The following is a 20185-nucleotide window of genomic DNA, read 5'->3' on the forward strand; positions in this document are numbered from 1 at the left end:
GCCGGCGGACTCTGCCGTCCCGTCACCCACATCTTTCCATGTCGGGCGCGTCTGACCGTAGTCCGGAAGTGTTTGGTCGTGGGCCCCGACTAACCTGACCGCGTGGTTCGACAGTCCGTGGCGCCCGAGGGCGTCCAAACCAGCATCGGGGACCTGGGCACACCGCTGGCCGGGGTGTCCTTCGTCGTCGTCGACCTGGAGACCACCGGCACGAGCGCCTCCCGGTCCCGGATCACCGAGATCGGCGCGGTCAGGGTCCGCGACGGCCGGGTGACCGACGAGTTCACGACCCTGGTCGACCCCGGCATGCTCATCCCGGCCAACATCACCCTCCTGACCGGCATCACCCAGTCGATGGTGGCCACCGCCCCGCCCATCACCCGGGCGCTTCCGGATCTGCTGGCCTTCCTGGACGCCGAACCCGACACCGTCCTGGTGGCGCACAACGCACCCTTCGACACCGGATTCCTCAAGGCCGCCTGCGAACGCGAGGGCGTCGAGTGGCCCGGCTACCCGGTCGTGGACACCCTGCGGCTGGCCCGGGCGGTCCTGCTCCGGCCCGAGGTCCACAACCACCGCCTGGGCACCCTCGCCGCCTACTTCGGCGCCCCCACCACCCCCAACCACCGGGCCCTGGACGACGCCCGCGCGACCGTCGACGTGCTCAACGGCCTCCTGGCCCGCCTCGCGCCCATGGGGGTGACCAGCCTGGAGGAGCTGCGGGCGGTCAACAAACCCCCCAGCCGCGCCCAGCGGGCGCGCCGCCACCTCGCCGAGGACCTGCCGGAACGCCCCGGCGTCTACGTGTTCACCGACGCCCGGGGCGAGAGCCTCTACGTCGGCAAGAGCAACAACCTGCGCCGCAGGGTCGCCACCTACTTCACCGCCGCCGAGTCCCGAAGACGCATCCGGGAGATGGCGGGCCTGGTCGAGGGCGTCACGCCCATCGTGTGCACCACCGAACTGGAGGCCTCGGTCCGCGAGCTGCGCATCATCGCCGAGCGCAAACCGCCGTTCAACCGCCGCTCACGCAACCCCGAGCGCTCCTCCTGGGTCACGCTCACCCCGGGGCCCCTGCCTCGCCTGTCCGTGGTCCGCGTCATCAAGGACGACGGCGCCCCCTACCTCGGCCCCTACCCCTCGCCCCGGGCCGCCGAGGAGGCCAGGGAAGCGATCCTGCACGCCCTTCCACTGCGCCAGTGCACGCACACGTTCACCGTCGAGCCGCCGAAGGACCGTGAGCGCGGCGCCCGGGACACCCCACCACGGCTGGCCCCCAACGGAGTGAAACCGTGCGTCCTCGCCCAGCTGGGACGCTGCGGCGCCCCCTGCGACGGGACCGAGTCGCTGACCGACTACACCGCCCACGCCGACGCCGCCCGCACCGCGATGACCGGCGACCCCGCCGTGGTCGTGGACGCGCTCACCGGGCGCATCCGGGAGCTCTCCGCCGAACTCCGCTACGAGGAGGCGGCGGCCCTGCGCGACCGCCTCTCCGCCTTCCTGCGCGGGGCCCGGCGCGCCCAGCGGCTCACCGCGATCGCCGCCGTCCCGCACCTGGTCGCGACCGGCCCCGGAGGCACCGGCTGGGAGACCGTGGTGGTCCGCCACGGCCGCCTGGCCGCCAGCGCCGTCCTGCGCCCCGGCACCGACCCCACCGCCTTCCTGCACTCCCTCACCGCCACCGCCGAGCGGGTCCCCCCGGGGTTCGGCCCGGTCCCCAACGCCACGGCGGGGGAGACCGAGCTGCTCCTGGACTGGCTCGAACGACCCGGGACCCGCCTGGTGGAGATGGAAGGTGAGTGGACATGCCCGTTGCGGAGCGCCGAAGCCCACACCGGGATGACACACTGGGCGCATGGCCGCGCTTCCGCTCAATGACGACTACCCCGTCCGACGCGCGCCCGTCATCGCCTTCGGGCTGATCGCGGTCAACGTCCTCGTCTACCTCGTCTCGCCCCAGTCGGCCACCGCCGTCTGGTACCCGGCGGACGCGGTCGGGCGCTACTGCGCGATCGACGACTACTTCATGCGCTGGGGCGCCATCCCCGACGAACTACTCGGCCGGGTCGACCTGGCCGGACCGCTGAGCCCCACCTGTGAGGGGATCACGGGCAAGTCCGTCTGGTTCTCCGTGTTCAGTTCCATGTTCCTGCACGCGGGCGCCATGCACCTGCTCGGGAACTTGGTCTACCTGTTCGTGTTCGGGCCGGTCGTCGAGGACCGCATCGGCAAGCTCCGCTTCCTCGCCCTCTACCTGGGCACCGGGGTCGTGGCCGCCTTCGGCTTCGCCCTGGTCGACACCGACGGGACCGTGCCCATGGTCGGCGCCTCCGGCGCGATCTCGGGGGTCCTCGGCGCCTACCTGGTGGTGCAGTTCCGCAGCAGGGTCACCACACTGGTGTTCGGCGTCATCCCGATGCGTCTGCCCGGGTGGGCCGTGGTGGGAAGCTACTTCGCACTTCAGTATCTTCTCTACGTCACATCCTCGACCGCCCCTGGCGCTGGCACCAACGTGGCCTACGCGGCACACGTCTACGGGTTCATCGCGGGGGTGATCGCGGGGCTGGTGGTCCACCGGCTGCGCTGGCGCTCGGGGACCAGGCTCTCCGACGCCCACTAGCGCGCCCCGGCCCGGCGCCGCCCCGCACCGAACCGCCCAGGAGGCACAGTGATCACCGCGATCGTCATGATCAAGGCCGACGTCCACCGCATCCCCGAGGTCGCCGAGGCGATCGCCGAGATCGAAGGAGTCAGCGAGGTCTACTCCGTCACCGGCGGCGTCGACCTCATCGCCATGGTGCGGGTGCGCCGCCACGAGGACCTCGCCGACGTGATCCCCAACCACGTCAACAAGGTCCCCGGCGTGATCTCCTCCGACACCCACATCTCGTTCCAGACCTACTCCAAGCACGACCTGGAGTCGGCCTTCGCCATCGGCTGGTAACCCGGCTCCGGCCTGCTCCGCCTCCGGGGGAGGGTTCACAGAGCCCTACAGGGCCTTGGCCAGCCCCTGGCTGGTCTCCACCCAGGAGGCCAGCCGGCGCTCGGCCGCGCCGCTGTCCACAGCCTCGGCGGCCCGGCCGTACCCGGCGCGGACCGCGTCGGTCAGGGAGCCGTCCACACCCTCCACGGCGGCCAGCGCGGCACCGGCGTTGAGCAGCACGGCGTCGCGCACCGGCCCCGGCCGCCCGGCGACCAGGTCCCGTACGGCCTGGGCGTTGAACTCCACGTCCCCACCGCGCAGGGCGTCCGGACCCGAGCGCTCGATACCGAGGTCGGCCGGGTCCAGGCGCTCACGGCGAGCCTGGCCGCCCTCGACCACCCAGACCGTGGACGTGGTGGCCGTGGTCAGCTCGTCCAGGCCGTCGTCGCCCCGGAACACCAGTGCCGAGGAGCCCCGGCGGGCGAACACCCCGGCGATCACCTCGCACATGCGCTCGTCGAACACCCCGATGGCCGAGGCGGTGGGCTGGGCGGGGTTGGTCAACGGCCCCAGGAAGTTGAACACGGTGGGGACCGCCAGCTCGCGGCGCGGCTTGGCCGCGTACCGCAGCGAGGGGTGGAACAGCGGGGCGAAGCAGAAGGTGACACCGGCTTCCCGGGCCACCCTCACGGTCAGCTCCGGCGGAAGGTCCAGGACCACACCGAGGCGCTCCAGCACGTCGGCCGTGCCGCAGGAGGAGGAGGCCGCCCGGTTGCCGTGCTTGACCACGCGCGCCCCCGCGGCCGAGGCCACGATCGCCGCCATAGTGGACACGTTCACCGTGTGGGCCCGGTCGCCGCCGGTCCCGACGATGTCCAGGGTGGGGCCGTCCACGCTGATCCGGATCGCGTTGTCGAGCATGCTCTGGGCCAGTCCGGTCACCTCGGACACGCTCTCGCCCTTGGCGCGCAGGGCGATCGCGAAACCCGCGATCTGCGCGTCGGTCGCCGAGCCCGCCATGATCTCGTTCATCGCCCACGCGGTGTCGGCGCTGCTGAGGGTGACCCCGCCCAGCAGGGCGGTGATCAGGTGGGACCAGCTCCGCTCCTCGACGGCGGAGGCCCTCTGGTCCTGTTCGGGTGTGACGGGGACGTTCATCTACTTCGACTCCTGGGAGAACGGGCAGGTGGAGCCGGGGCGGGCGCACGGGCCCGCCCCCTCAACGGCTCCGGGGGACAGGGAGGGACGGGTCGGAGCGACGCCATCGCCCGATGTCGGCGCCGTGGTTGAGGGCTCCGCCCACCACGATGCGACGGCGCAGGTCCCTGTCACCGTTCATCCTGTCGGTCATCTCGTCACACCCCACGGTCTCAGCCGCTGAGCGCCGCGACGCGCTGGCGCATGAGCTCGGCCAGCGACTCGGCGAGCGCGACCGGGTCGATCGGGTGGCTCACCACCTGGTCGGCCTGCGACCAGGTCGCCAGCCAGCCGTCGTCGCGCCGACCCACCAGCAGGAGCACCGGCGGGCAGCGGAAGATCTCGTCCTTGACCTGGCGGCACAGGCCCATCCCGCCGGTGGGCGCGGCCTCACCGTCGAAGATGGCCACGTCGATCCGCTCGGCCGGGTCCTTGGACTCCAGCTTGCGCAGGACGCCGGGGGCGGTCGCGCACTCGACGAACTCGACCTTGGGCACATCGGTGGCGGGGCGGCGGCCGATCGCCGTCCGCACCTGCTCACGGGTGTCCGCCTTGTCGCTGTAGACCAGCACGCGCATCCTGGCACCCGTGTCCGTACCGCTGACCACCATCGCGCAACCGTCCCATCGCGTCTGACCGCGGCCGCCGCCGTGGGGGGTGCGACCGTGGCGTTCGTTGGCTCTTCCGCCTATGACTGTATTGCCTCGGGGCCGTCCGGCACCGAGGGGAGCCGGCGGACCGGTGAAGGAGTTGAGACCTTCGACACCACAGGATGCCAGGGACACACGGGGCCGCGCTAACCCGCCCTGGGCGCGGCGTTGTCCAACGGTGATCGTTTCGATACCTTGGCGTTGGTTGGGACAGGTTGAAGCGTCTTCCAGCCGGGTACGGATCGCCTCAACCGCGCCGGATCGCGCTTTTGTGCGCTGGCGGGCGCGTCGGAGGCCGACACCGGGTGCACGAGCGGCTACAGTAACGCCCGAGTCACGGTGGGAGCGCCGCCCCGGCCCCCGAGACCGGTCGATACCGGGACCGATCCGTCTGCTTACGGGGGGTCGAGTACGGACCTGCGCGAGAAGCCGTAATAATGCTCCCGTGGCGACAGCAACCGCGAACCCAAAAACAGCAACCGCATCAGCTCATGGTGTGGCAAAGCGTCCTGACCTGGTGAGTGTTGGCACCATCGTGTGGCTGGCCAACGAACTCATGTTCTTCGCTGCGCTGTTCGCGATGTACTTCACCATCCGATCGGTGACCAACGGGAACCCCGAGCTCGGCGAGTGGGCGGACGTCCACCTCAACGTGCCGTGGGCCCTGACGATCACCACCGTCCTGGTGGCCTCCAGCTTCACCGCGCAGATCGGCGTCTGGGCCGCTGAGCGCGGCGACGTCAAGAAGCTGCGCATGTGGTTCTTCATCACGTTCTTCATGGGCCTGTTCTTCATCCTTGGACAGGCGTATGAGTACTACGAGCTCATCGTCCACGAGGGCCTGACTCTCCAGTCGAGCGCCTACGGGTCGATGTTCTACCTGACCACGGGCTTCCACGGACTCCACGTCATCGGTGGTTTGATCGCGTTCCTCATCATGCTGGGACGCACGTACGCCGCGAAGCGCTTCACTCACCAGCAGGCGACCAGTGCGATCGTCGTGTCCTACTACTGGCACTTCGTCGACGTCGTCTGGGTCGCTTTGTTCGTAACCATCTACTTCATCCAGTAACCCGAAACGGGGAAACCGTGAAATGGATTACCGCGCGGCGACGGCATCCCCTGGCGGGGTATGTCGTCGTCATCCTCGCGCTAGCCCTGTTCGGGGTGGGGTACGCCGGACTGGCCCCCACCTCGGACCAGGCGCAGGCGCAGACCCTTGCCGCTGAGGCGCCGTCCGCGGACGACGTGGACATCGCCCAGGGCAAGACCATCTTCGACCAGACCTGTGCCTCCTGCCACGGCCTGGACGGTTCGGGTTCCGACCTGAACGGTCCCGACCTGCGCGAGGTCGGCCCCGCCGCCCTCGACTTCCAGGTCAGCACCGGTCGTATGCCGTCGATGGACCCGGACAGCCAGATGCCGCGCAAGCCGATGGCCGTGTCCGAGCAGGATCTGGCGGACCTGATCGCGTACTACAACGCGCAGATCAGGACCAACGGTGCCGGAGCCGACGTGCCCTACGAGGTGCCCGACGCCGCTCCGCAGCGTGCCGACTTCGACCAGGAGGAGGCCTACGAAGAGGCCCTCTCCGAGTACGAGGCCGAGTACGACGCCTACATCGAGGGCGCCAGCAACACCGACATGGGCATGAAGCTCTACCTGACCAACTGTGCGCACTGCCACAGCTGGTCCGGTGGCGGCGGCGCCCTCACCGACGGCCGCTGGGCCCCCGAGATCCATGACTCGTCTCCGCGTGAGATCTACGAGGCCATGGTCAGCGGACCCGGCGCCATGCCGATGTTCAGCGACGGCGTCGTCACCCCCGAGGAGAAGCAGGAGCTCATCTCCTACGTCAAGACGCTCCAGGCGGAGCCGAACGCCGGTGGCATCTTCGACCTGGACCGAGTCGGCCAGGTCGCCGAGGGCTTCATCGGGTGGACCGTCGGTCTCTCCCTGATCATCGCCTGCGCGATCTGGATCACCGCGAAGCAGCGTGCCCATGACTGAGAACAACAACGACAACAACACGGGGGACGACGCCAAGGAGCGCGTCGTCGGAACCCCGACGGACACCACCGACGTGGTGACCGAGACCTCCGCCAAGGCTGAGAGCGAACACAACGGGCCGTACCTGGCCTCGGAGACTCACCAGCACTCGGAGGAGAAGCAGGTCCGCGGCGAGAAGCTCGCCTCGGTGTGGTTCATCATCGCCTTCCTCGGCGGTGTGGGTTTCATCGTCTCGTACTTCCTGTTCCCGCCCACGGCGGCGGGTCCCGCGATCGCCGACCCCCAGATCGGCCAGTACTCGAACGTGCTGCTTGGTGGAACGCTCACCATCGCCATGTTCGGTATCGGCGCCGGTATGACGGTCTGGGCACGTAACGTGATGCCGCACTACGAGGTGGCGTCGCCGTACGAGGATCTTCCCTCCAGCCCGGAGGAGAAGGGCTCGTTCAGCGAGTTCTTCATGAAGAGCGCGGACGAGAGCGGCTTCACCAAGCGGCCGCTCATGCGTCGTACGCTCATCGCGGCCATGCTGCCGCTGGGCATCGCGCCCATCGTCCTGCTGCGCGACACCGGCCCTCTGCCGGGCGAGCAGATGAAGGTGACCCCCTGGGTCGACGGCATGCACATGTACGTCGAGGGCACCCACCGCAAGATCAGGGCGGAGGACCTGGAGAACGACCCGTACGGGATGATCTCCGCCCTCCCCGCCCTGGACGACGACCGGTACCCGCACGGGATCAGCCTCACCGACCAGGCCAAGTCCGTCATCCTGCTCATCAAGATGCCGGAGGACGACTGGAAGGGCGGGATGAACGACGCCGTCCGCGAGGGCAGCGACGAGACCCGCCTCAACTGGACCCACGAGGGCATCGTGGCGTACTCGAAGATCTGCACGCACGTGGGTTGCCCCGCCGCGCTGTACGAGCGCACCACGCACCGCATCCTGTGCCCGTGCCACCAGTCGACGTTCGACGCGTCGGACGGCGCCAAGGTGGTCTTCGGTCCCGCGCACCGTCCCCTGCCCCAGCTGCCGATCGGCGTCGACGATGAGGGCTTCCTCATCGCCAAGGGCGACTTCAACGAGCCGACCGGGCCGACGTTCTGGGAATACAGGAAGGACTAGTCGATGAGTAAGACCACGCAAGCTCCCAAGGCGCTGCGCGGCGTCGGAAACTTCATCGACGACCGCTTCCACCTGGCCAAGACCGGCGAGAAGAACCTTCGCAAGGTCTTCCCGAACCACTGGTCCTTCATGCTGGGCGAGATCGCGCTGTACTCGTTCATCATCCTGCTCGTCAGCGGTGTGTTCCTCACGCTGTGGTTCAAGCCGAGCATGATCGAGGTCGTCTACGACGGCTCCTACGAGCGCCTCCAGGGCGTTCCCATGAGTGAGGCCTTCGCCTCGACCCTCTACATCGACTTCGACGTCCGTGGCGGGTTCCTCGTTCGGCAGATCCACCACTGGGCCGCGCTGATCTTCGTGGCCTCGCTGGTGGTGCACGCGCTCCGGGTGTTCTTCACCGGTGCGTTCCGCAAGCCGCGTGAGATCAACTGGCTCATCGGTGTCGCCATCTTCACCCTGGCCATGGTCGAGGGCCTCTTCGGCTACTCGCTGCCGGACGACCTGCCCTCGGGCATGGGTGTCCGCATCCTCCAGGGCGTGATGCTGGCGCTGCCGCTGGTGGGCTCGTACGTGTCGATGTTCCTCTTCGGCGGGGAGTTCCCCGGCGAGGACATCATCACGCGCCTGTACATGCTGCACGTGCTGCTGATCCCCGCGCTGCTGCTGGGGCTCATCGTCGCGCACTTCATGATCCTCTGGCACCAGAAGCACACGCAGTATCCGGGACAGGGGAGAACCGACAAGACCGTCGTGGGAACACCCATGTTCCCGGCGTTCGCGGTCAAGGCGGGCGGGTTCTTCTTCTTCACGTTCGCCGTGATCGCCGGTCTGAGCGCGTTCGTCCAGATCAACCCGATCCACCTGTTCGGTCCGTTCACTCCGACGTCCATCACCTCCGGTCTCCAGCCGGACTGGTACATGGGCTTCATGGAGGGTTCGCTGCGCATCTTCCCGAACACCCTGGACTTCACGATCCCGATCGGCGCCGGCTACCCGGTCATGACGGCGGTCCTGGTCCCGGGTCTGGTGGTACCGGGCCTGATCTTCGGTGCCATGGGCGCCTGGCCGTTCGTGGAGCAGTGGATCACCGGCGACAAGCGGGCCCACAACGTCGCGGACCGTCCTCGCAACGCCCCGGTCCGCACCGGTCTGGGTGTCGCGGGCATCGTCTTCTACGGTGTGCTCTGGCTGGCCGGGTCGAACGACATCCTGTCGGAGACCTTCTCGATCGACCTGTACCTGACCACGTACATCTTCCGTGTGCTGGTCATCGCCGGTCCGATCGTGGGCTACATCGTCACCAAGCGGATCTGCCTGGGTCTCCAGCGCCGTGACCGGGAGACCCTGGAGCACGGTTACGAGAGCGGCATCGTCCAGCAGCTGCCCAGCGGTGAGTTCATCGAGGTTCACAAGGAGAACTCCGACGAGACCACCCACGTGCTGGAGAGCAAGCCGGTCATCACCTCGACCGCTCTGGAAGAGGACGCGACCGACGACAACGGTGTGGAGAACCCGGCGGCCCGCAAGCCGATGGGCAAGCTCCGCCGTGCGCTCGCCCACTGGTACACGAAGGACAACGTGTCCTTCGAGGGCGTGGAGGCCCACAGCGGCCACCACCTGAACCACTCCTCTCACGGAGACGACAAGGGCCACTAGGGTCCACCTGTCGTGACGACGGACCCGGCCGCATCGCGCGGCCGGGTCCGTCGTGTGTCCGCCGCAGGAGCGGCCCTACCGGCCCCTGGCGACGCTGAGAGGCGCTCGGTGGGGCGTGGAGGGGCGGGCGCACACCCGTGGGTGGGCGCGGCGCTCCGGGGCCCTCAGCGCACGGAGAAGGGGGCCGACCGCCCGTGGCGGTCGGCCCCCTCAGTCATGGGGAGCGCCGGGCTCAGCCCGCGTAGATGTCGTCGATCTCCTTGCTCCACTGCTTGCTGACGACGTGGCGCTTGACCTTCAGGGAGGCGGTCATCTGGCCGCCCTCCTCGGTGAAGTCGCTGGGCAGGATCTTGAACTTCTTGATGCCCTCGGCCTTGGAGACCGCCTTGTTGGCGTCGTCCACGGCGCCCTGGATGGCGGCCTGGAGGTCGGCGTCACCGGTCAGGTCGGCGATCTCGCCCGTCTTGTTGTTCGAGGTCTTCCACAGCTCGAAGGACTCGGGGTCGATCGTGACCAGGGCCGCGATGAACTTGCGGTTGTCACCCACCACCATGCACTGGCTGACCAGGGCGTGGGAGCGGATGCGGTCCTCCAGGACGGCCGGGGCGACGTTCTTGCCGCCCGCCGTCACGATGATCTCCTTCTTGCGGCCGGTGATGCTGAGGAAGCCGTCCGCGTCGAGGGAGCCGAGGTCACCGGTGCGGTAGAAGCCGTCCTCGTAGGCCTCCTCGGTGGCCTTCTCGTTCTGCCAGTAGCCGACCATGATGTGGTCGCCCTTGAGCAGGATCTCGCCGTCGTCCGCGATGCGCACGGTCGTGCCGGGCATGGGCTGGCCGACGGTGCCGATCTTGTTGAAGCCGGGGCTGTTGACCGAGGTCGGGGCGGTGGTCTCGGTGAGGCCGTAGCCCTCGACGATGGTCAGGCCGACGCCGCGGAAGAAGTGCCCGAGGCGGTCGCCCAGGGCGGAGCCGCCGGAGACCGCGTAGTCGGCCTGGCCGCCGAGGCGGTCCGTGATCTTCCCGTAGACGAGTTTCTTGAACAGACCGTGCTTGAGCTTGAGGGTGAACGGGACGTTCCCGGTGGCCAGCGCCTTGCTGTACTCGATGGCGGTGTCGGCGGCGGCGTTGAAGATCTTGCCCTTGCCCTCGCCCTCGGCCTTCTGTTGGGCCTTGGTGAAGACCTTCTCGAACACGCGGGGGACCGCGAGGAGGAACGTGGGCTTGAAGACCGAGAACTGGTCGATCAGGTCCGGGCCGGTGCTGGGGTAGTGGCCCAGCACGGCCTTGCCCTCGATGACCATGACCTGGACGAAGCGCGCGAAGACGTGCGCCAGGGGGAGGAAGAGCAGGGTGGAGGGAACGCCCTCGTGGCCCAGGATGATCGGCTTGGCCGGGCCCTCCAGCGCGGAGTGGGCGATGAAGAGGAAGTTGCGGTGGGTGAGTTCGCAACCCTTGGGGCGGCCGGTGGTGCCGGAGGTGTAGATGAGCGTGGCGAGGTCGTCGGCGCCCACCGCGGTGCGGCGGGTCTCGAGGTCCTCGTCGGAGACGTCGGTGCCGGTGGCGGTGAGGGCCGTGAGGTCGTCGCCGTCGAACCGCCACAGGTGGGCGAGCTCGGGCGTGTTGGCCCGGATTCCCTCGACGCGCTTGGCGTGGTCCTCGGTCTCCACGAACGCGGCCTTGGCCCCGGAGTCGGAGAGGATCCACTCGATCTGCTCGGCGGAGGAGGTCTCGTAGATGGGTACGGTGACGGCGCCGACCGACCAGACCGCGTAGTCGACCGCGGTCCACTCGTAGCGGGTGCGCGACATGAGGGCGACGCGGTCGCCCTGCCCGATGCCCGCGTTGATCAGGGCCTTGGCGTATCCGACGATGTCGCCGTGCAGCTGCTCGACGGTCACGTCGCGCCACTGGCCGGCCCCGGCCTCCTCCTGACGGCGGGCGGCGACGGCGTTCGGCTCGCTGGCCGCGCGCGCAAAGAGCGTGTCGGTCAGCCGCGCGTCATCGGAGATCTCAGCCTTCGCGGGAGAGCTGTATTCGCGCACGTGATGCTCCTGGACGTGTACGGGTTCTGGGTGGTGGGGACGTGACGACCGTAACAACACCATCCTACTCGTGAGTAGAACAGGTTGCCGTTCGGTATCCAACGGTGATCCGAGCCGGACGCGCCCCGCGGGGCGAACACCCTGCTCGTCGTGTGTCCGCCCGGTGGCCGCGTGTGGTCGGGTCGGGCCTTCCCCTGTGATGTTGTCGGCGTGGTCGTTGCCGCCGGGGCGCGGGTCGCCCCCTGTCGGTCCGCCCGGAATTCGCAGGTCAAGCAGTTGATCCCGGCTACTGTCCGCGCGGAGCCGAGACTATCGCGCGCCGAGCTCTTCGTGTGCATCCGGTGAGGTTCGCGTCATTTCCGCCCAAAAGGGAGCGGTGTCCGTTTGGGGTGCCGAACGGAGGGCCCGGTGTTTCCTCCCGGTTGCCGTAACGCGACGGACCCCAGGGGTCATCCCCGGTCAGGTCCCCCGGGGGTCCCTGGCTCTTCCCTGAACCTCCCCGGCCGCGCCTGTCGGCGCCGGGCCCGGGCGGTTAACGTGATGCCAGACGCACCTACAGGAGGCTCACGGACATGACCGACAACAACACCGGGCGCTCGGAGCGGTCGGGCGGCGGACGTCCCGACAACCCCGACCTCATCGACGACGCGCTGCGCCTGGTCGACACCCTCCAGCGCAGGCTCCTGGTCGCCGGGGTCAAACGCGGTGTCAGTGCCGTCACCAGCCCCCCGGCCAAGGGTGACGTGTGGGAGGAGGCGATCCGCGTGGAGACGCAGGAGCAGCGCCCCCCGCTGGAGGAGTTCGTCGAGATCGTGCGCAGGAGCGCGCCGGAGGTCGCCGGGCACCTCGGGCGGGCCGGCCTGTCCTTCGCGGACGCCGTGGGGCGCACCTGGGGCGTCGTGGAGCGCTCCTTCGAACAGGGCCGGGAAGAGGCCGCCCGGGCGCGGGAGGAGCGGGAGGAGCGTGAGCGCGAGGACCGCGAGCGGGACGCGCGTGCCCGACGTGACTCGCCGGAGGCTTCGGAGGGGGCTCCCCGGGGTGGCGAGAAGGCCCAGGGTGGCGAGGATTCGCAGGTCACGGCAGGGGATTAGGGCAAATGGGGTGCTGGTCCCTCTCGGGGTGTGCCCCGCCGCCCGAGCCTGGTTTAATCGAATGGTTTACACCATTTGAAAACCCTCTGCCATGAACCTTGAGACTTATGTCAGAGTTCGGGCGTAAGTAGAAGGAGCTGCCCCCATGCTGACCATTGGCGTAGACATCGGCGGAACCAAGGTCGCCGCCGGTGTCGTCGACCACGACGGGCAGATCCTGGACAAGGTCAAGTACCCCACCCCGGCCAACGACCCGCGCGCCCTGGCCGAGGTCGTGGGCCGGGCCGTACGGGAGCTCCGCGATCGCCGACCCGAACGCGGGGTCAGCGCGGTGGGGGTGGGCGTGGCCGGGTTCGTGGACGAGGACCGCGCCACCGTCCAGATCGCCGTCAACCTCGGCCTGCACGACGAACCCCTCAAGGAACGCGTGCAGCGGCACGTCGACCTCCCCGTGGTCATCGAGAACGACGCCAACGCCGCCGCCTGGGCCGAGGCCCGGTTCGGAGCGGGGCGCGGCAGCGATCACATCGTCTGCGTGACCCTGGGCACCGGGATCGGTGGCGGCCTCGTCCTCGGAGGCGCCCTGCACCGGGGGCGCCACGGCGTCGCCGCCGAGGTCGGGCACTACCGCATGGTCCCGCACGGCCGCCGCTGCGCCTGCGGGAACCACGGCTGCTGGGAGCAGTACGCCAGCGGCCGCGCCCTGGTGGCCGAGGGACAGGACCTGGCCCGCACGGACCCCGAGAGGGGCGAGCGCATGCTCAAACTCGCGGACGGCCTCGTGGAGCGGATCGAGGGCGAGGTCATCACGCGCGCCGCGATGGAGGGCGATCCGGCCGCCCTGGAGTGCTTCCGGATCGTGGGGGACTGGGCCGGGCTCGGCCTGGCCGACCTCGCCGCGATCCTGGACCCCGAGTGCTTCGTGCTCGGCGGCGGGGTCTCCGACGCGGGGGACATCATCCTCGACCCGGTGCGCGCCTCGTTCGCGCGGCACGTCTCCGGACGCCCCGACCGCCGCCTCGCCGAGGTGCGCGTCGCCGAACTCGGCGGCGAGGCGGGCATCGTCGGCGCGGGCGACCTCGCCCGGCACTGAGGGGCCGCGTCGGCCACCGCGCACTCGACCGACGCGAAGGGGGCGGTCACCGGGAATCCCGGTGACCGCCCCCTTCGCGTCCTGCGCGGTGCGACGCTACGCGTCGTCGTCCCGCTTCCCCCGGGCCTGCTCGGCGTCGGCCCGCCCCGCTGCCTTCCGGGCGCGCTTCTCCTCGCGAGCGGCCTCCTTGCGGGCCTTGCGGTCGGCCCTGCGCTCGGCGCGGCGGGTCCGGCGCTCGTCCTTGGCACTGGCCTGCTGCTCGCGCCGGGCCTCCTTCTCCTCGGCCTCGATCTCGGCCTTGACCGCCTGCGCGTAACGGTCCACGTACTCCTGGCCGGAGAGCTCCATGAGCGCGTACATGATCTCGTCGGTGATCGCCCGCAGGACCCGCTGGTCCTTCTCCATCCCGTAGTACCGGGAGAAGTCGAGCGGCTTGCCGAAGACCACCTTGGGGCGCACACCCAGCTTGGGGACGGTGCGGCCGGGAGGCATGATCTTCTCCAGGTTGATCATCGCCATCGGCACGACCGGGGCCTTCGCCTCCAGAGCCAGACGGGCCACACCGGTGCGTCCCCGGTACAGCTTGCCGTCCGGGGAGCGGGTGCCCTCGGGGTAGATCCCCAGCAGTTCTCCGCGCTTGAGCACGCGCAGCCCGGTGCGCAGGGCCGCCTCACTCGCCTTGCCGCCGGAGCGGTCGATCGGGATCTGACCCACGCCGGTGAAGAACGCCCGGCTGACGAACCCCTTCACACCGGTGCCGGTGAAGTACTCGGCCTTCGCGAGGAAGGTGATCCTGCGCGGGAGCGGCAGCGGACCGAAGAAGTGGTCGGAGAACGACAGGTGGTTGCTGACCATGATGGCCGGACCGCGCCGCGGCACGTTCTCCACGCCCTCCGCGCGGGGTTGCCACAACACGGCCAGAACCGGCCCCAGGATCGCCTTGACCACCCAGTAGAACATTGCTTCAGATCACCCCTGCACACGCGGGGAGCACTGGGGCAGGGCCTGCCACGTCTCACTGTCCCGCTCGGCTGACATTGTCCGGAAGGCCCCCACCGCGGACACGGGGAGGCTGACGAGCGCCATCTTCCCACCACGTGCGGGTCTCCACCAAAAGCGTCCAGAACGGACTCATACCGTTCTTCGCGGGTCAGGAGCAGAACGCGCCGCGGGGCACTGTCGAGGATACTCACGACCGGTGGGGGTCTCGCGGCAGGTCCGCCCCAGGACACCCGGGAACACGCCGGGCGCTCCCGGGGTTCGGGCAGGAGAACGCTACCGTTCACTCGATGACAAACGCTCGCCCGAGCGACTAGCCTCACGGCTGGGGCCGCCGTCCCGACCGGTTCCCCGCCGAACGATCCCGGGAGCAGATCTGTGAGACCGACCAGCGCCATCCCCCTCATCCCGGGGGCGGACCCCTTCAGCCACACGGGTTCGGGCGTCGGAGTCCTGCTCTGCCACGGGTTCACCGGGTCGCCGTACTCGATGCGCCCCTGGGCCGAGTACCTGGCGGAGGCGGGCCTGACGGTGGAACTCCCGCGCCTGCCCGGACACGGCACCACCTGGCAGGACATGGCCTCCACCACCAGCGACGACTGGTACGCGGAGGTGGAGGCGGCACTGCTCGACCTCGCGCACAGGTGCGACGAGGTGTACGTCATGGGCCTGTCCATGGGTGGCGCGCTCACCCTGCGCCTGGCCCAGGAACACCCCGACATCGTCCGGGGGGTGGTCCTGGTCAACCCTTCCCTGACCGTGGAGGACCACAGGCTCCCGATCATCGCCCCGATCCGCCACCTCGCCGCCCGCCTGATGCCCTCCACGCCCGGCCTGTCCAGCGACGTGGCGCTGGAAACCGCCTCCGAGGGCGGGTACGACCGGGTGCCCACCGCCGCCGCCGCGACACTCCCGAAGCTGTGGCGCGCGGTTCAGGACGGCATGTCCGGTTTGCGGGCGCCTGTTCTGGCCTACCGGAGCCCCCAGGACCACGTCGTCGGACCGGACAGTCTGCGTATCCTCGCTAAGAGGGCGGTCAACACCCGGCTGACGATCCACCTGCTCCACGACAGCTACCACGTCGCGACTCTCGACCACGACGCCGCCACCATCTTCGAAGGAAGCCTCGCGTTCGTACGCGAGCGCAGTAGAAGCGGGGAAGGAACCGACCGATGACGCAACGTCGGGGCAACGGCCTGCTCGCCGACGCCTACGTTCCGCTGATCCTGCTCGCGCCCTCCCACGCCGACCTCATGCTGGAGGCGCTCCGGCGCAGCGGGATCGCCGCCTACGCGGTCCCCCTGGCGGAGGACGTCCTGGAGCCGACCGGCGGCCAGGTCGAGGACCCGCCCACCGACCACCTCTACGTCGACGCCGAGGAGCGCGGCGCCGCGGAGCGGGTGCTCGGCTCCGAACTGCCCGACCTGAGCGAGCACGGAGCCGGCCCCGACCTGTTGGCGCCGCGCGCCGAGATCAGACCCGAGGCCGAGGGCGAGGAGGCCCAGGAGGCCTCCGCCGGGCACGAGGGCAACGACGCACCCGTCGGCGGCGACCTCCTGGACGGCCCCCCGGCCAACGTCGAACCCGACGCCTCCCGGGCGCGCGCCAACGACGAGGACGACGTCTGGAACGACCTGGTCGCCCGCTTCTACGACGACTCCGAGGGCTCCAGCGAACAGCGGGACCGGGTCGCCTGGCCCGACGTCGAGAACCTCAGCGCTCCTGACGAGCACCAGACGCGGCTCGGCGACATCCTCGCCAACCTGCCCCGGGACCCGGGCGAGGACGACGAGGAGTCCCGCGATGAGGACCGCCGCCGGGCCGAGGCGGAGATGGAGGGCCACTACGAGCCGCCGCCCCCGCCGCCCCTGCTCCAGGGCGACCGGGTGGGCATCGCCGCCTGGTTCGGACTCCTGGGCGGGCCGGTGCTGCTGTTCGGCGCCGCCTTCATGGGCATCGCACTACCGAACTGGGTCATGTTCCTGGCCGTCGCGGCCTTCCTGACCAGCTTCGTCGTGCTCATCCTGCGCATGACCGACTCCCGGCCGCCCGGTGACAACGGTCCCGACAACGGGGCGGTGGTCTGACCCCTGGGCTTCGACGTCCCCCTCTGGCGCGCCTTCGCCCTCTTCCGCGCCGTCGCTCTGGTCTACGCCCTCGTGCCGCTCGCCCAGCACCACGAGTACCTGACCCGGCCCTGGCTCGCCTGGGCGGTGCTGGTCGCCATGGCCTGCTGGACCGTGGTGACGACCTACGCCTACGCCCACCCGGCCTGGCGGACCTCGCGCCTGCTGGTCGCCGACCTCGCCGTGGCCTTCGGCTGCATGTTCGCCACCGGTCTGGCGGCCACCCCCCACTACCTCACCCAGGCGCCCCCGCTGAGCTCATACTGGTTCGCCGGGGCCGCGCTGTCGGCCAGCGTCATCTGGGGCCGCCGCGGCGCCGCCACGGTCGCGCTGGCCTACGGCTTCGCCGACATCACCCTGCGTGTGCTGATGGACGCCAAGATCACCGCGGCCACCGTGCGCGGGGTGGCACTCCTGCTGCTGGCCTGCCTGGCCGTCGGCTACATGGCGCGGGTCGCCGAGCAGGCCGAGCGGCGCTTCGCCCAGGCGGTGACCCTGGAGGCGCGCATCCGCGAACGCGAGCAGCTGGCCCGCTCCATCCACGACTCGGTCCTCCAGGTCCTGTCCCTGGTGCGCCGTCGCGGCGACGAGATCGGCGGCCAGGCCGCCGAACTGGGCCGGATGGCCGGTGAGCAGGAGGTGCGGCTGCGGTCCCTGCTCACCGACGGCCTCGACGCGTCGGCGTCGGTGCCCACCGAACCCGGTGCCGAGGCCGCCCCGGACTCTCCGGCGGACCTCAGAGAGGCGCTGCGCCGTCTGGAGACCGTGCTGGTCTCGGTGTCGGCCCCGGCCACCCCGGTGCTCCTGCCGGGAGACACCGCCGCCGAACTCGCCGCCGCCGTGGCCGCCGCGCTGGACAACGTGGAACGGCACTGCCCGCCCGGGACCCGGGTGTGGGTCCTGCTGGAGGACGAGGAGCACGCGGTCACCGTGACCGTGCGCGACGACGGCCCCGGCATCGAGCCCGGGCGTCTGGAGCGGGCCCGAGCGGACGGCCGCCTCGGTGTCGCCCAGTCGGTCGTCGGCCGGGTCCGCGACCTGGGCGGCACCACCGAGCTGTTCTCGGAGCCCGGTGAGGGCACCGAGATCGAGATGTCCGTCCCACGCGCCTGAGCCCCGGGCGGGCACGGCGTCAGCGCAGCGGGGGCCCGTCCCCGGGTTCCTCCTGGTGGGAGAAGCGCTCCTCGTTCCAGGGATCGGCCCTGTTGTGGTAGCCGCGCTCCTCCCAGAACCCCCGCCGGTCACCCACCATGTACTCCACGGACCGCAGCCACTTCACGCTCTTCCAGCCGTACAGGTGCGGTACCACCAGGCGCACGGGGAAACCGTGTTCGGGGGCCAGCGCCACACCGTCGTGGTGCGTGGCGAGCAGCACTCCGTCGTCGAGGAAGTCGTCCACCCGCAGATTGGCGCTGTAGCCGTACTCGCCCCACGCCATCACGTGCGTGACCTCAGGCGACGGCGGGGCCAGCCGGACGAGGTCGGTCGCGAGGAGCCCTCCCCAGGGGACCCCGGGCACGGTGAACCGCATGACGCAGTGGAAGTCGCGGACCACGTCCGTGCGGGGCAGACCGCCGAACTCCTGCCAGGTCCACCGGTAGGTGCCCAGGGACTCGGTCGCGCCGAACACCCGGAAGTCCCACCGCTCCGGGCGGAAGGTGGGCACCCTGCCGTAGTGCAGGGGCCTGTGCTCGTGGCGCACCGCCTGGCCCGGCGGCAGGCGCGGTCGCTGTTCCGCGCCCGTCCCCCCGGCCTCCTCGCCCTCGGACAACCCGTCCTCCCGTCCCTTCGATCCGGCCCCGCGGGCCCTGGTACGTCCCCCCGCGCAGGGGTGGACGACGGCGTCCTGTCATCCTGCCAGGCGCCGGCGAGAGCCACGTCACTCCCCCCGGTCGTGTGGGGGAGTGCTCACCTTGCGCTATAGTCACTGCCATGCAGCAGAACTTTTGGCGCTTTTATGGCTACCGGCCCATCTCCCCGGTCGCCTGTAAAGCGCTGCGCTGACACAGACGACTTCCCAGGAGCCCCGGGCCGGTAACGGCCCGGGGCTCCTTTGTTTTCGCCCGGGGTCGAAGCCCCCGGCCTCGGCGCGACAACCGCGCGGCTCAGCCACCCAACCGACACACAGGGAAAACCACATGGTCATCGTTATGGCGCCGGGCGCCACCTCCGACAACATCGAAGCCCTCGTCGAGCTGGTCACCTCCGCCGGAGGCGAGGCGTACGTGACACGCGGCGTCAGCCGCACCATCATCGGTCTGGTCGGCAACGTCGAGCGCTTCCAGGACCTCGGCCTGGCCGCCAAGCCCGGGGTGAGCGAGGTGCTGCGCATCTCGGCGCCGTACAAGCTCGTCAGCCGCGAGAACCACGACAGCCGCACCGTGGTCAGCGTCCGCGGTGTCCCGATCGGCGGCGACAACATGACCGTCATCGCGGGCCCCTGCGCCGTCGAGACCCCCGAGCAGACCCTCGAAGCGGCCCTCATGGCCAAGGCCGCCGGTGCGGCCCTCCTGCGCGGCGGCGCCTACAAGCCCCGCACCTCCCCGTACGCCTTCCAGGGACTGGGTGAGGAGGGCCTGAAGATCCTCGCCGACGTACGCGAGAAGACCGGAATGCCCATCGTCACCGAGGTCGTGGACGCCGCGGACGTCCCGCTGGTCGCCTCCTACGCGGACATGCTCCAGGTCGGCACCCGCAACATGCAGAACTTCGCCCTCCTCCAGGCGGTCGGTGACGCCGGGAAGCCGGTCCTGCTCAAGCGCGGCATGAGCGCCACCATCGAGGAGTGGTTGATGGCCGCCGAGTACATCGCCCAGCGCGGCAACCTCGACATCGTCCTGTGCGAGCGCGGCATCCGCACCTTCGAGAAGGCCACCCGCAACACCCTGGACATCAGCGCCGTTCCGGTCGCGCAGGGTCTGACCCACCTTCCGGTGATCGTCGACCCGTCGCACTCCGGCGGCAAGCGCGACCTGGTCCTCCCGCTCTCCCGCGCGGCCATCGCGATCGGCGCCGACGGCGTGATCGTGGACGTGCACCCGAGCCCGGAGACCGCGCTGTGCGACGGTCCGCAGGCGCTGCTGGAGGAGGACCTGCCCCAGCTCCGCGACCTGGCGGGCACCCTGGCCACCCTGAGCGGCCGCACCCTCACCCCGGCGCCCGCGCGCGAGCTCGCCGACAGGTGAACGCCGGTTTCTGAGGCCCCGGCCGCCCGGGGGTGACACGACGGTGCCCCGGACGCTCACGAGCGTCCGGGGCACGGTACCGTCCACG

General features: G+C 70.1%; 19 protein-coding genes. 13 read left to right on the forward strand and 6 right to left on the reverse strand.

What is annotated here, in order from left to right; genetic code table 11:
• Nucleotides 1–102 precede the first annotated feature (102 nt).
• The 3 genes from D452_RS0123150 to D452_RS0123160 are packed head-to-tail and all read left to right on the forward strand — an operon-like array spanning nucleotide 103 to nucleotide 2947.
• Nucleotides 103–1881, forward strand: coding sequence for a DEDD exonuclease domain-containing protein (locus tag D452_RS0123150; protein ID WP_017546522.1), 1779 nt, complete (start codon nucleotides 103–105; stop codon nucleotides 1879–1881).
• On the forward strand, nucleotides 1859–2623 hold the full coding sequence (locus D452_RS0123155; protein WP_017546523.1) for a rhomboid family intramembrane serine protease: 765 nt from the start codon (nucleotides 1859–1861) through the stop codon (nucleotides 2621–2623). Before D452_RS0123150 ends, D452_RS0123155 begins: the two co-directional genes overlap by 23 nt.
• Before the next feature lie 48 nt (nucleotides 2624–2671).
• The gene (locus D452_RS0123160) at nucleotides 2672–2947 is read left to right on the forward strand and encodes an Lrp/AsnC family transcriptional regulator (protein WP_017546524.1); all 276 of its coding nucleotides are present in this window, start codon (nucleotides 2672–2674) and stop codon (nucleotides 2945–2947) included.
• Between the two features lie 45 nt (nucleotides 2948–2992).
• Here D452_RS0123160 and trpD read toward each other — a convergent pair whose 3' ends face one another.
• The 3 genes from trpD to D452_RS0123175 all read right to left on the reverse strand — a co-directional run bounded on the left by trpD (nucleotide 2993) and on the right by D452_RS0123175 (nucleotide 4734).
• Complete coding sequence (gene trpD, locus D452_RS0123165) at nucleotides 2993–4084, reverse strand: anthranilate phosphoribosyltransferase (protein ID WP_017546525.1); 1092 nt, start codon at nucleotides 4082–4084, stop codon at nucleotides 2993–2995.
• 61 nt (nucleotides 4085–4145) lie between these two features.
• Complete coding sequence (locus D452_RS31770) at nucleotides 4146–4277, reverse strand: hypothetical protein (RefSeq protein WP_017546526.1); 132 nt, start codon at nucleotides 4275–4277, stop codon at nucleotides 4146–4148.
• A gap of 19 nt (nucleotides 4278–4296) precedes the next feature.
• Nucleotides 4297–4734: a hypothetical protein gene (locus tag D452_RS0123175; protein WP_017546527.1), complete on the reverse strand. Its 438-nt coding sequence runs from the start codon at nucleotides 4732–4734 to the stop codon at nucleotides 4297–4299.
• A gap of 535 nt (nucleotides 4735–5269) precedes the next feature.
• On the opposite strand from D452_RS0123175, the gene ctaE reads away from it, so the two are divergent.
• From ctaE to qcrB, 4 genes are read left to right on the forward strand one after another with little or no spacing between them, the layout of a single operon-like run.
• Nucleotides 5270–5845 (forward strand): aa3-type cytochrome oxidase subunit III, encoded by a 576-nt coding sequence (gene ctaE / locus D452_RS0123180; RefSeq protein ID WP_394297098.1) that lies wholly within the window; start codon nucleotides 5270–5272, stop codon nucleotides 5843–5845.
• Between the two features lie 17 nt (nucleotides 5846–5862).
• A complete protein-coding gene (gene qcrC / locus D452_RS0123185; protein WP_449289527.1) occupies nucleotides 5863–6783 on the forward strand; it encodes a cytochrome bc1 complex diheme cytochrome c subunit in 921 nt (306 codons plus the stop codon).
• Nucleotides 6776–7906: a cytochrome bc1 complex Rieske iron-sulfur subunit gene (qcrA, locus tag D452_RS0123190; RefSeq protein ID WP_017546530.1), complete on the forward strand. Its 1131-nt coding sequence runs from the start codon at nucleotides 6776–6778 to the stop codon at nucleotides 7904–7906. The genes qcrC and qcrA overlap by 8 nt, the downstream gene beginning before the upstream one ends.
• Nucleotides 7907–7909: 3 nt before the next feature.
• Nucleotides 7910–9562 carry a cytochrome bc1 complex cytochrome b subunit gene (gene qcrB / locus D452_RS0123195; RefSeq protein WP_017546531.1) on the forward strand — a complete coding sequence of 551 codons (1653 nt, stop codon included), beginning with the start codon at nucleotides 7910–7912 and terminating at the stop codon, nucleotides 9560–9562.
• Nucleotides 9563–9794: 232 nt separating this feature from the next.
• Here the strand turns inward: qcrB and D452_RS0123200 are convergent, their stop codons facing one another.
• Entirely contained in the window at nucleotides 9795–11603 is a 1809-nt protein-coding gene (locus D452_RS0123200) for an AMP-dependent synthetase/ligase (protein WP_017546532.1), read from the reverse strand.
• 572 nt (nucleotides 11604–12175) lie between these two features.
• Between D452_RS0123200 and D452_RS0123205 the strand changes: the two genes are divergently transcribed.
• Nucleotides 12176–12694: a hypothetical protein gene (locus tag D452_RS0123205; protein ID WP_017546533.1), complete on the forward strand. Its 519-nt coding sequence runs from the start codon at nucleotides 12176–12178 to the stop codon at nucleotides 12692–12694.
• Between the two features lie 145 nt (nucleotides 12695–12839).
• On the forward strand, nucleotides 12840–13787 hold the full coding sequence (locus D452_RS0123210; protein ID WP_017546534.1) for an ROK family glucokinase: 948 nt from the start codon (nucleotides 12840–12842) through the stop codon (nucleotides 13785–13787).
• Nucleotides 13788–13883: 96 nt separating this feature from the next.
• On the opposite strand, the gene D452_RS0123215 is transcribed toward D452_RS0123210, so the two are convergent.
• Nucleotides 13884–14747, reverse strand: a complete 864-nt coding sequence (locus D452_RS0123215) for a lysophospholipid acyltransferase family protein (RefSeq protein ID WP_017546535.1) — start codon at nucleotides 14745–14747, stop codon at nucleotides 13884–13886.
• 417 nt (nucleotides 14748–15164) lie between these two features.
• Here D452_RS0123215 and D452_RS0123225 point away from each other — a divergent pair, with 417 nt between their 5' ends.
• From D452_RS0123225 to macS, 3 genes are all read left to right on the forward strand, one after another.
• A complete protein-coding gene (locus tag D452_RS0123225) occupies nucleotides 15165–15962 on the forward strand; it encodes an alpha/beta hydrolase (protein ID WP_017546537.1) in 798 nt (265 codons plus the stop codon).
• Nucleotides 15959–16873 (forward strand): hypothetical protein, encoded by a 915-nt coding sequence (locus D452_RS0123230; RefSeq protein WP_017546538.1) that lies wholly within the window; start codon nucleotides 15959–15961, stop codon nucleotides 16871–16873. The genes D452_RS0123225 and D452_RS0123230 overlap by 4 nt, the downstream gene beginning before the upstream one ends.
• Nucleotides 16874–16945: 72 nt before the next feature.
• Nucleotides 16946–18025, forward strand: a complete 1080-nt coding sequence (macS, locus tag D452_RS0123235) for a MacS family sensor histidine kinase (RefSeq protein WP_017546539.1) — start codon at nucleotides 16946–16948, stop codon at nucleotides 18023–18025.
• Between the two features lie 19 nt (nucleotides 18026–18044).
• Here the strand turns inward: macS and D452_RS0123240 are convergent, their stop codons facing one another.
• A complete protein-coding gene (locus D452_RS0123240; RefSeq protein ID WP_017546540.1) occupies nucleotides 18045–18683 on the reverse strand; it encodes a molybdopterin-dependent oxidoreductase in 639 nt (212 codons plus the stop codon).
• 367 nt (nucleotides 18684–19050) lie between these two features.
• Between D452_RS0123240 and aroF the strand changes: the two genes are divergently transcribed.
• Nucleotides 19051–20097, forward strand: a complete 1047-nt coding sequence (gene aroF, locus D452_RS0123245) for a 3-deoxy-7-phosphoheptulonate synthase (RefSeq protein WP_017546541.1) — start codon at nucleotides 19051–19053, stop codon at nucleotides 20095–20097.
• The last annotated feature ends 88 nt before the right edge of the window (nucleotides 20098–20185 follow it).

Source organism: Nocardiopsis prasina DSM 43845 (genome assembly GCF_000341265.1).
Taxonomy (GTDB): domain Bacteria; phylum Actinomycetota; class Actinomycetes; order Streptosporangiales; family Streptosporangiaceae; genus Nocardiopsis; species Nocardiopsis prasina.

Coding starts and splice junctions, on each gene's coding strand:
- D452_RS0123155 (WP_017546523.1), top strand. CDS start 1,859: ATGGCCGCGCTTCCGCTCAATGACGACTACCCCGTCCGACGCGCGCCC.
- trpD (WP_017546525.1), bottom strand. CDS start 4,084: ATGAACGTCCCCGTCACACCCGAACAGGACCAGAGGGCCTCCGCCGTC.
- D452_RS31770 (WP_017546526.1), bottom strand. CDS start 4,277: ATGACCGACAGGATGAACGGTGACAGGGACCTGCGCCGTCGCATCGTG.
- D452_RS0123175 (WP_017546527.1), bottom strand. CDS start 4,734: ATGGTGGTCAGCGGTACGGACACGGGTGCCAGGATGCGCGTGCTGGTC.
- qcrA (WP_017546530.1), top strand. CDS start 6,776: ATGACTGAGAACAACAACGACAACAACACGGGGGACGACGCCAAGGAG.
- qcrB (WP_017546531.1), top strand. CDS start 7,910: ATGAGTAAGACCACGCAAGCTCCCAAGGCGCTGCGCGGCGTCGGAAAC.
- D452_RS0123205 (WP_017546533.1), top strand. CDS start 12,176: ATGACCGACAACAACACCGGGCGCTCGGAGCGGTCGGGCGGCGGACGT.
- D452_RS0123210 (WP_017546534.1), top strand. CDS start 12,840: ATGCTGACCATTGGCGTAGACATCGGCGGAACCAAGGTCGCCGCCGGT.
- D452_RS0123215 (WP_017546535.1), bottom strand. CDS start 14,747: ATGTTCTACTGGGTGGTCAAGGCGATCCTGGGGCCGGTTCTGGCCGTG.
- D452_RS0123230 (WP_017546538.1), top strand. CDS start 15,959: ATGACGCAACGTCGGGGCAACGGCCTGCTCGCCGACGCCTACGTTCCG.
- aroF (WP_017546541.1), top strand. CDS start 19,051: ATGGTCATCGTTATGGCGCCGGGCGCCACCTCCGACAACATCGAAGCC.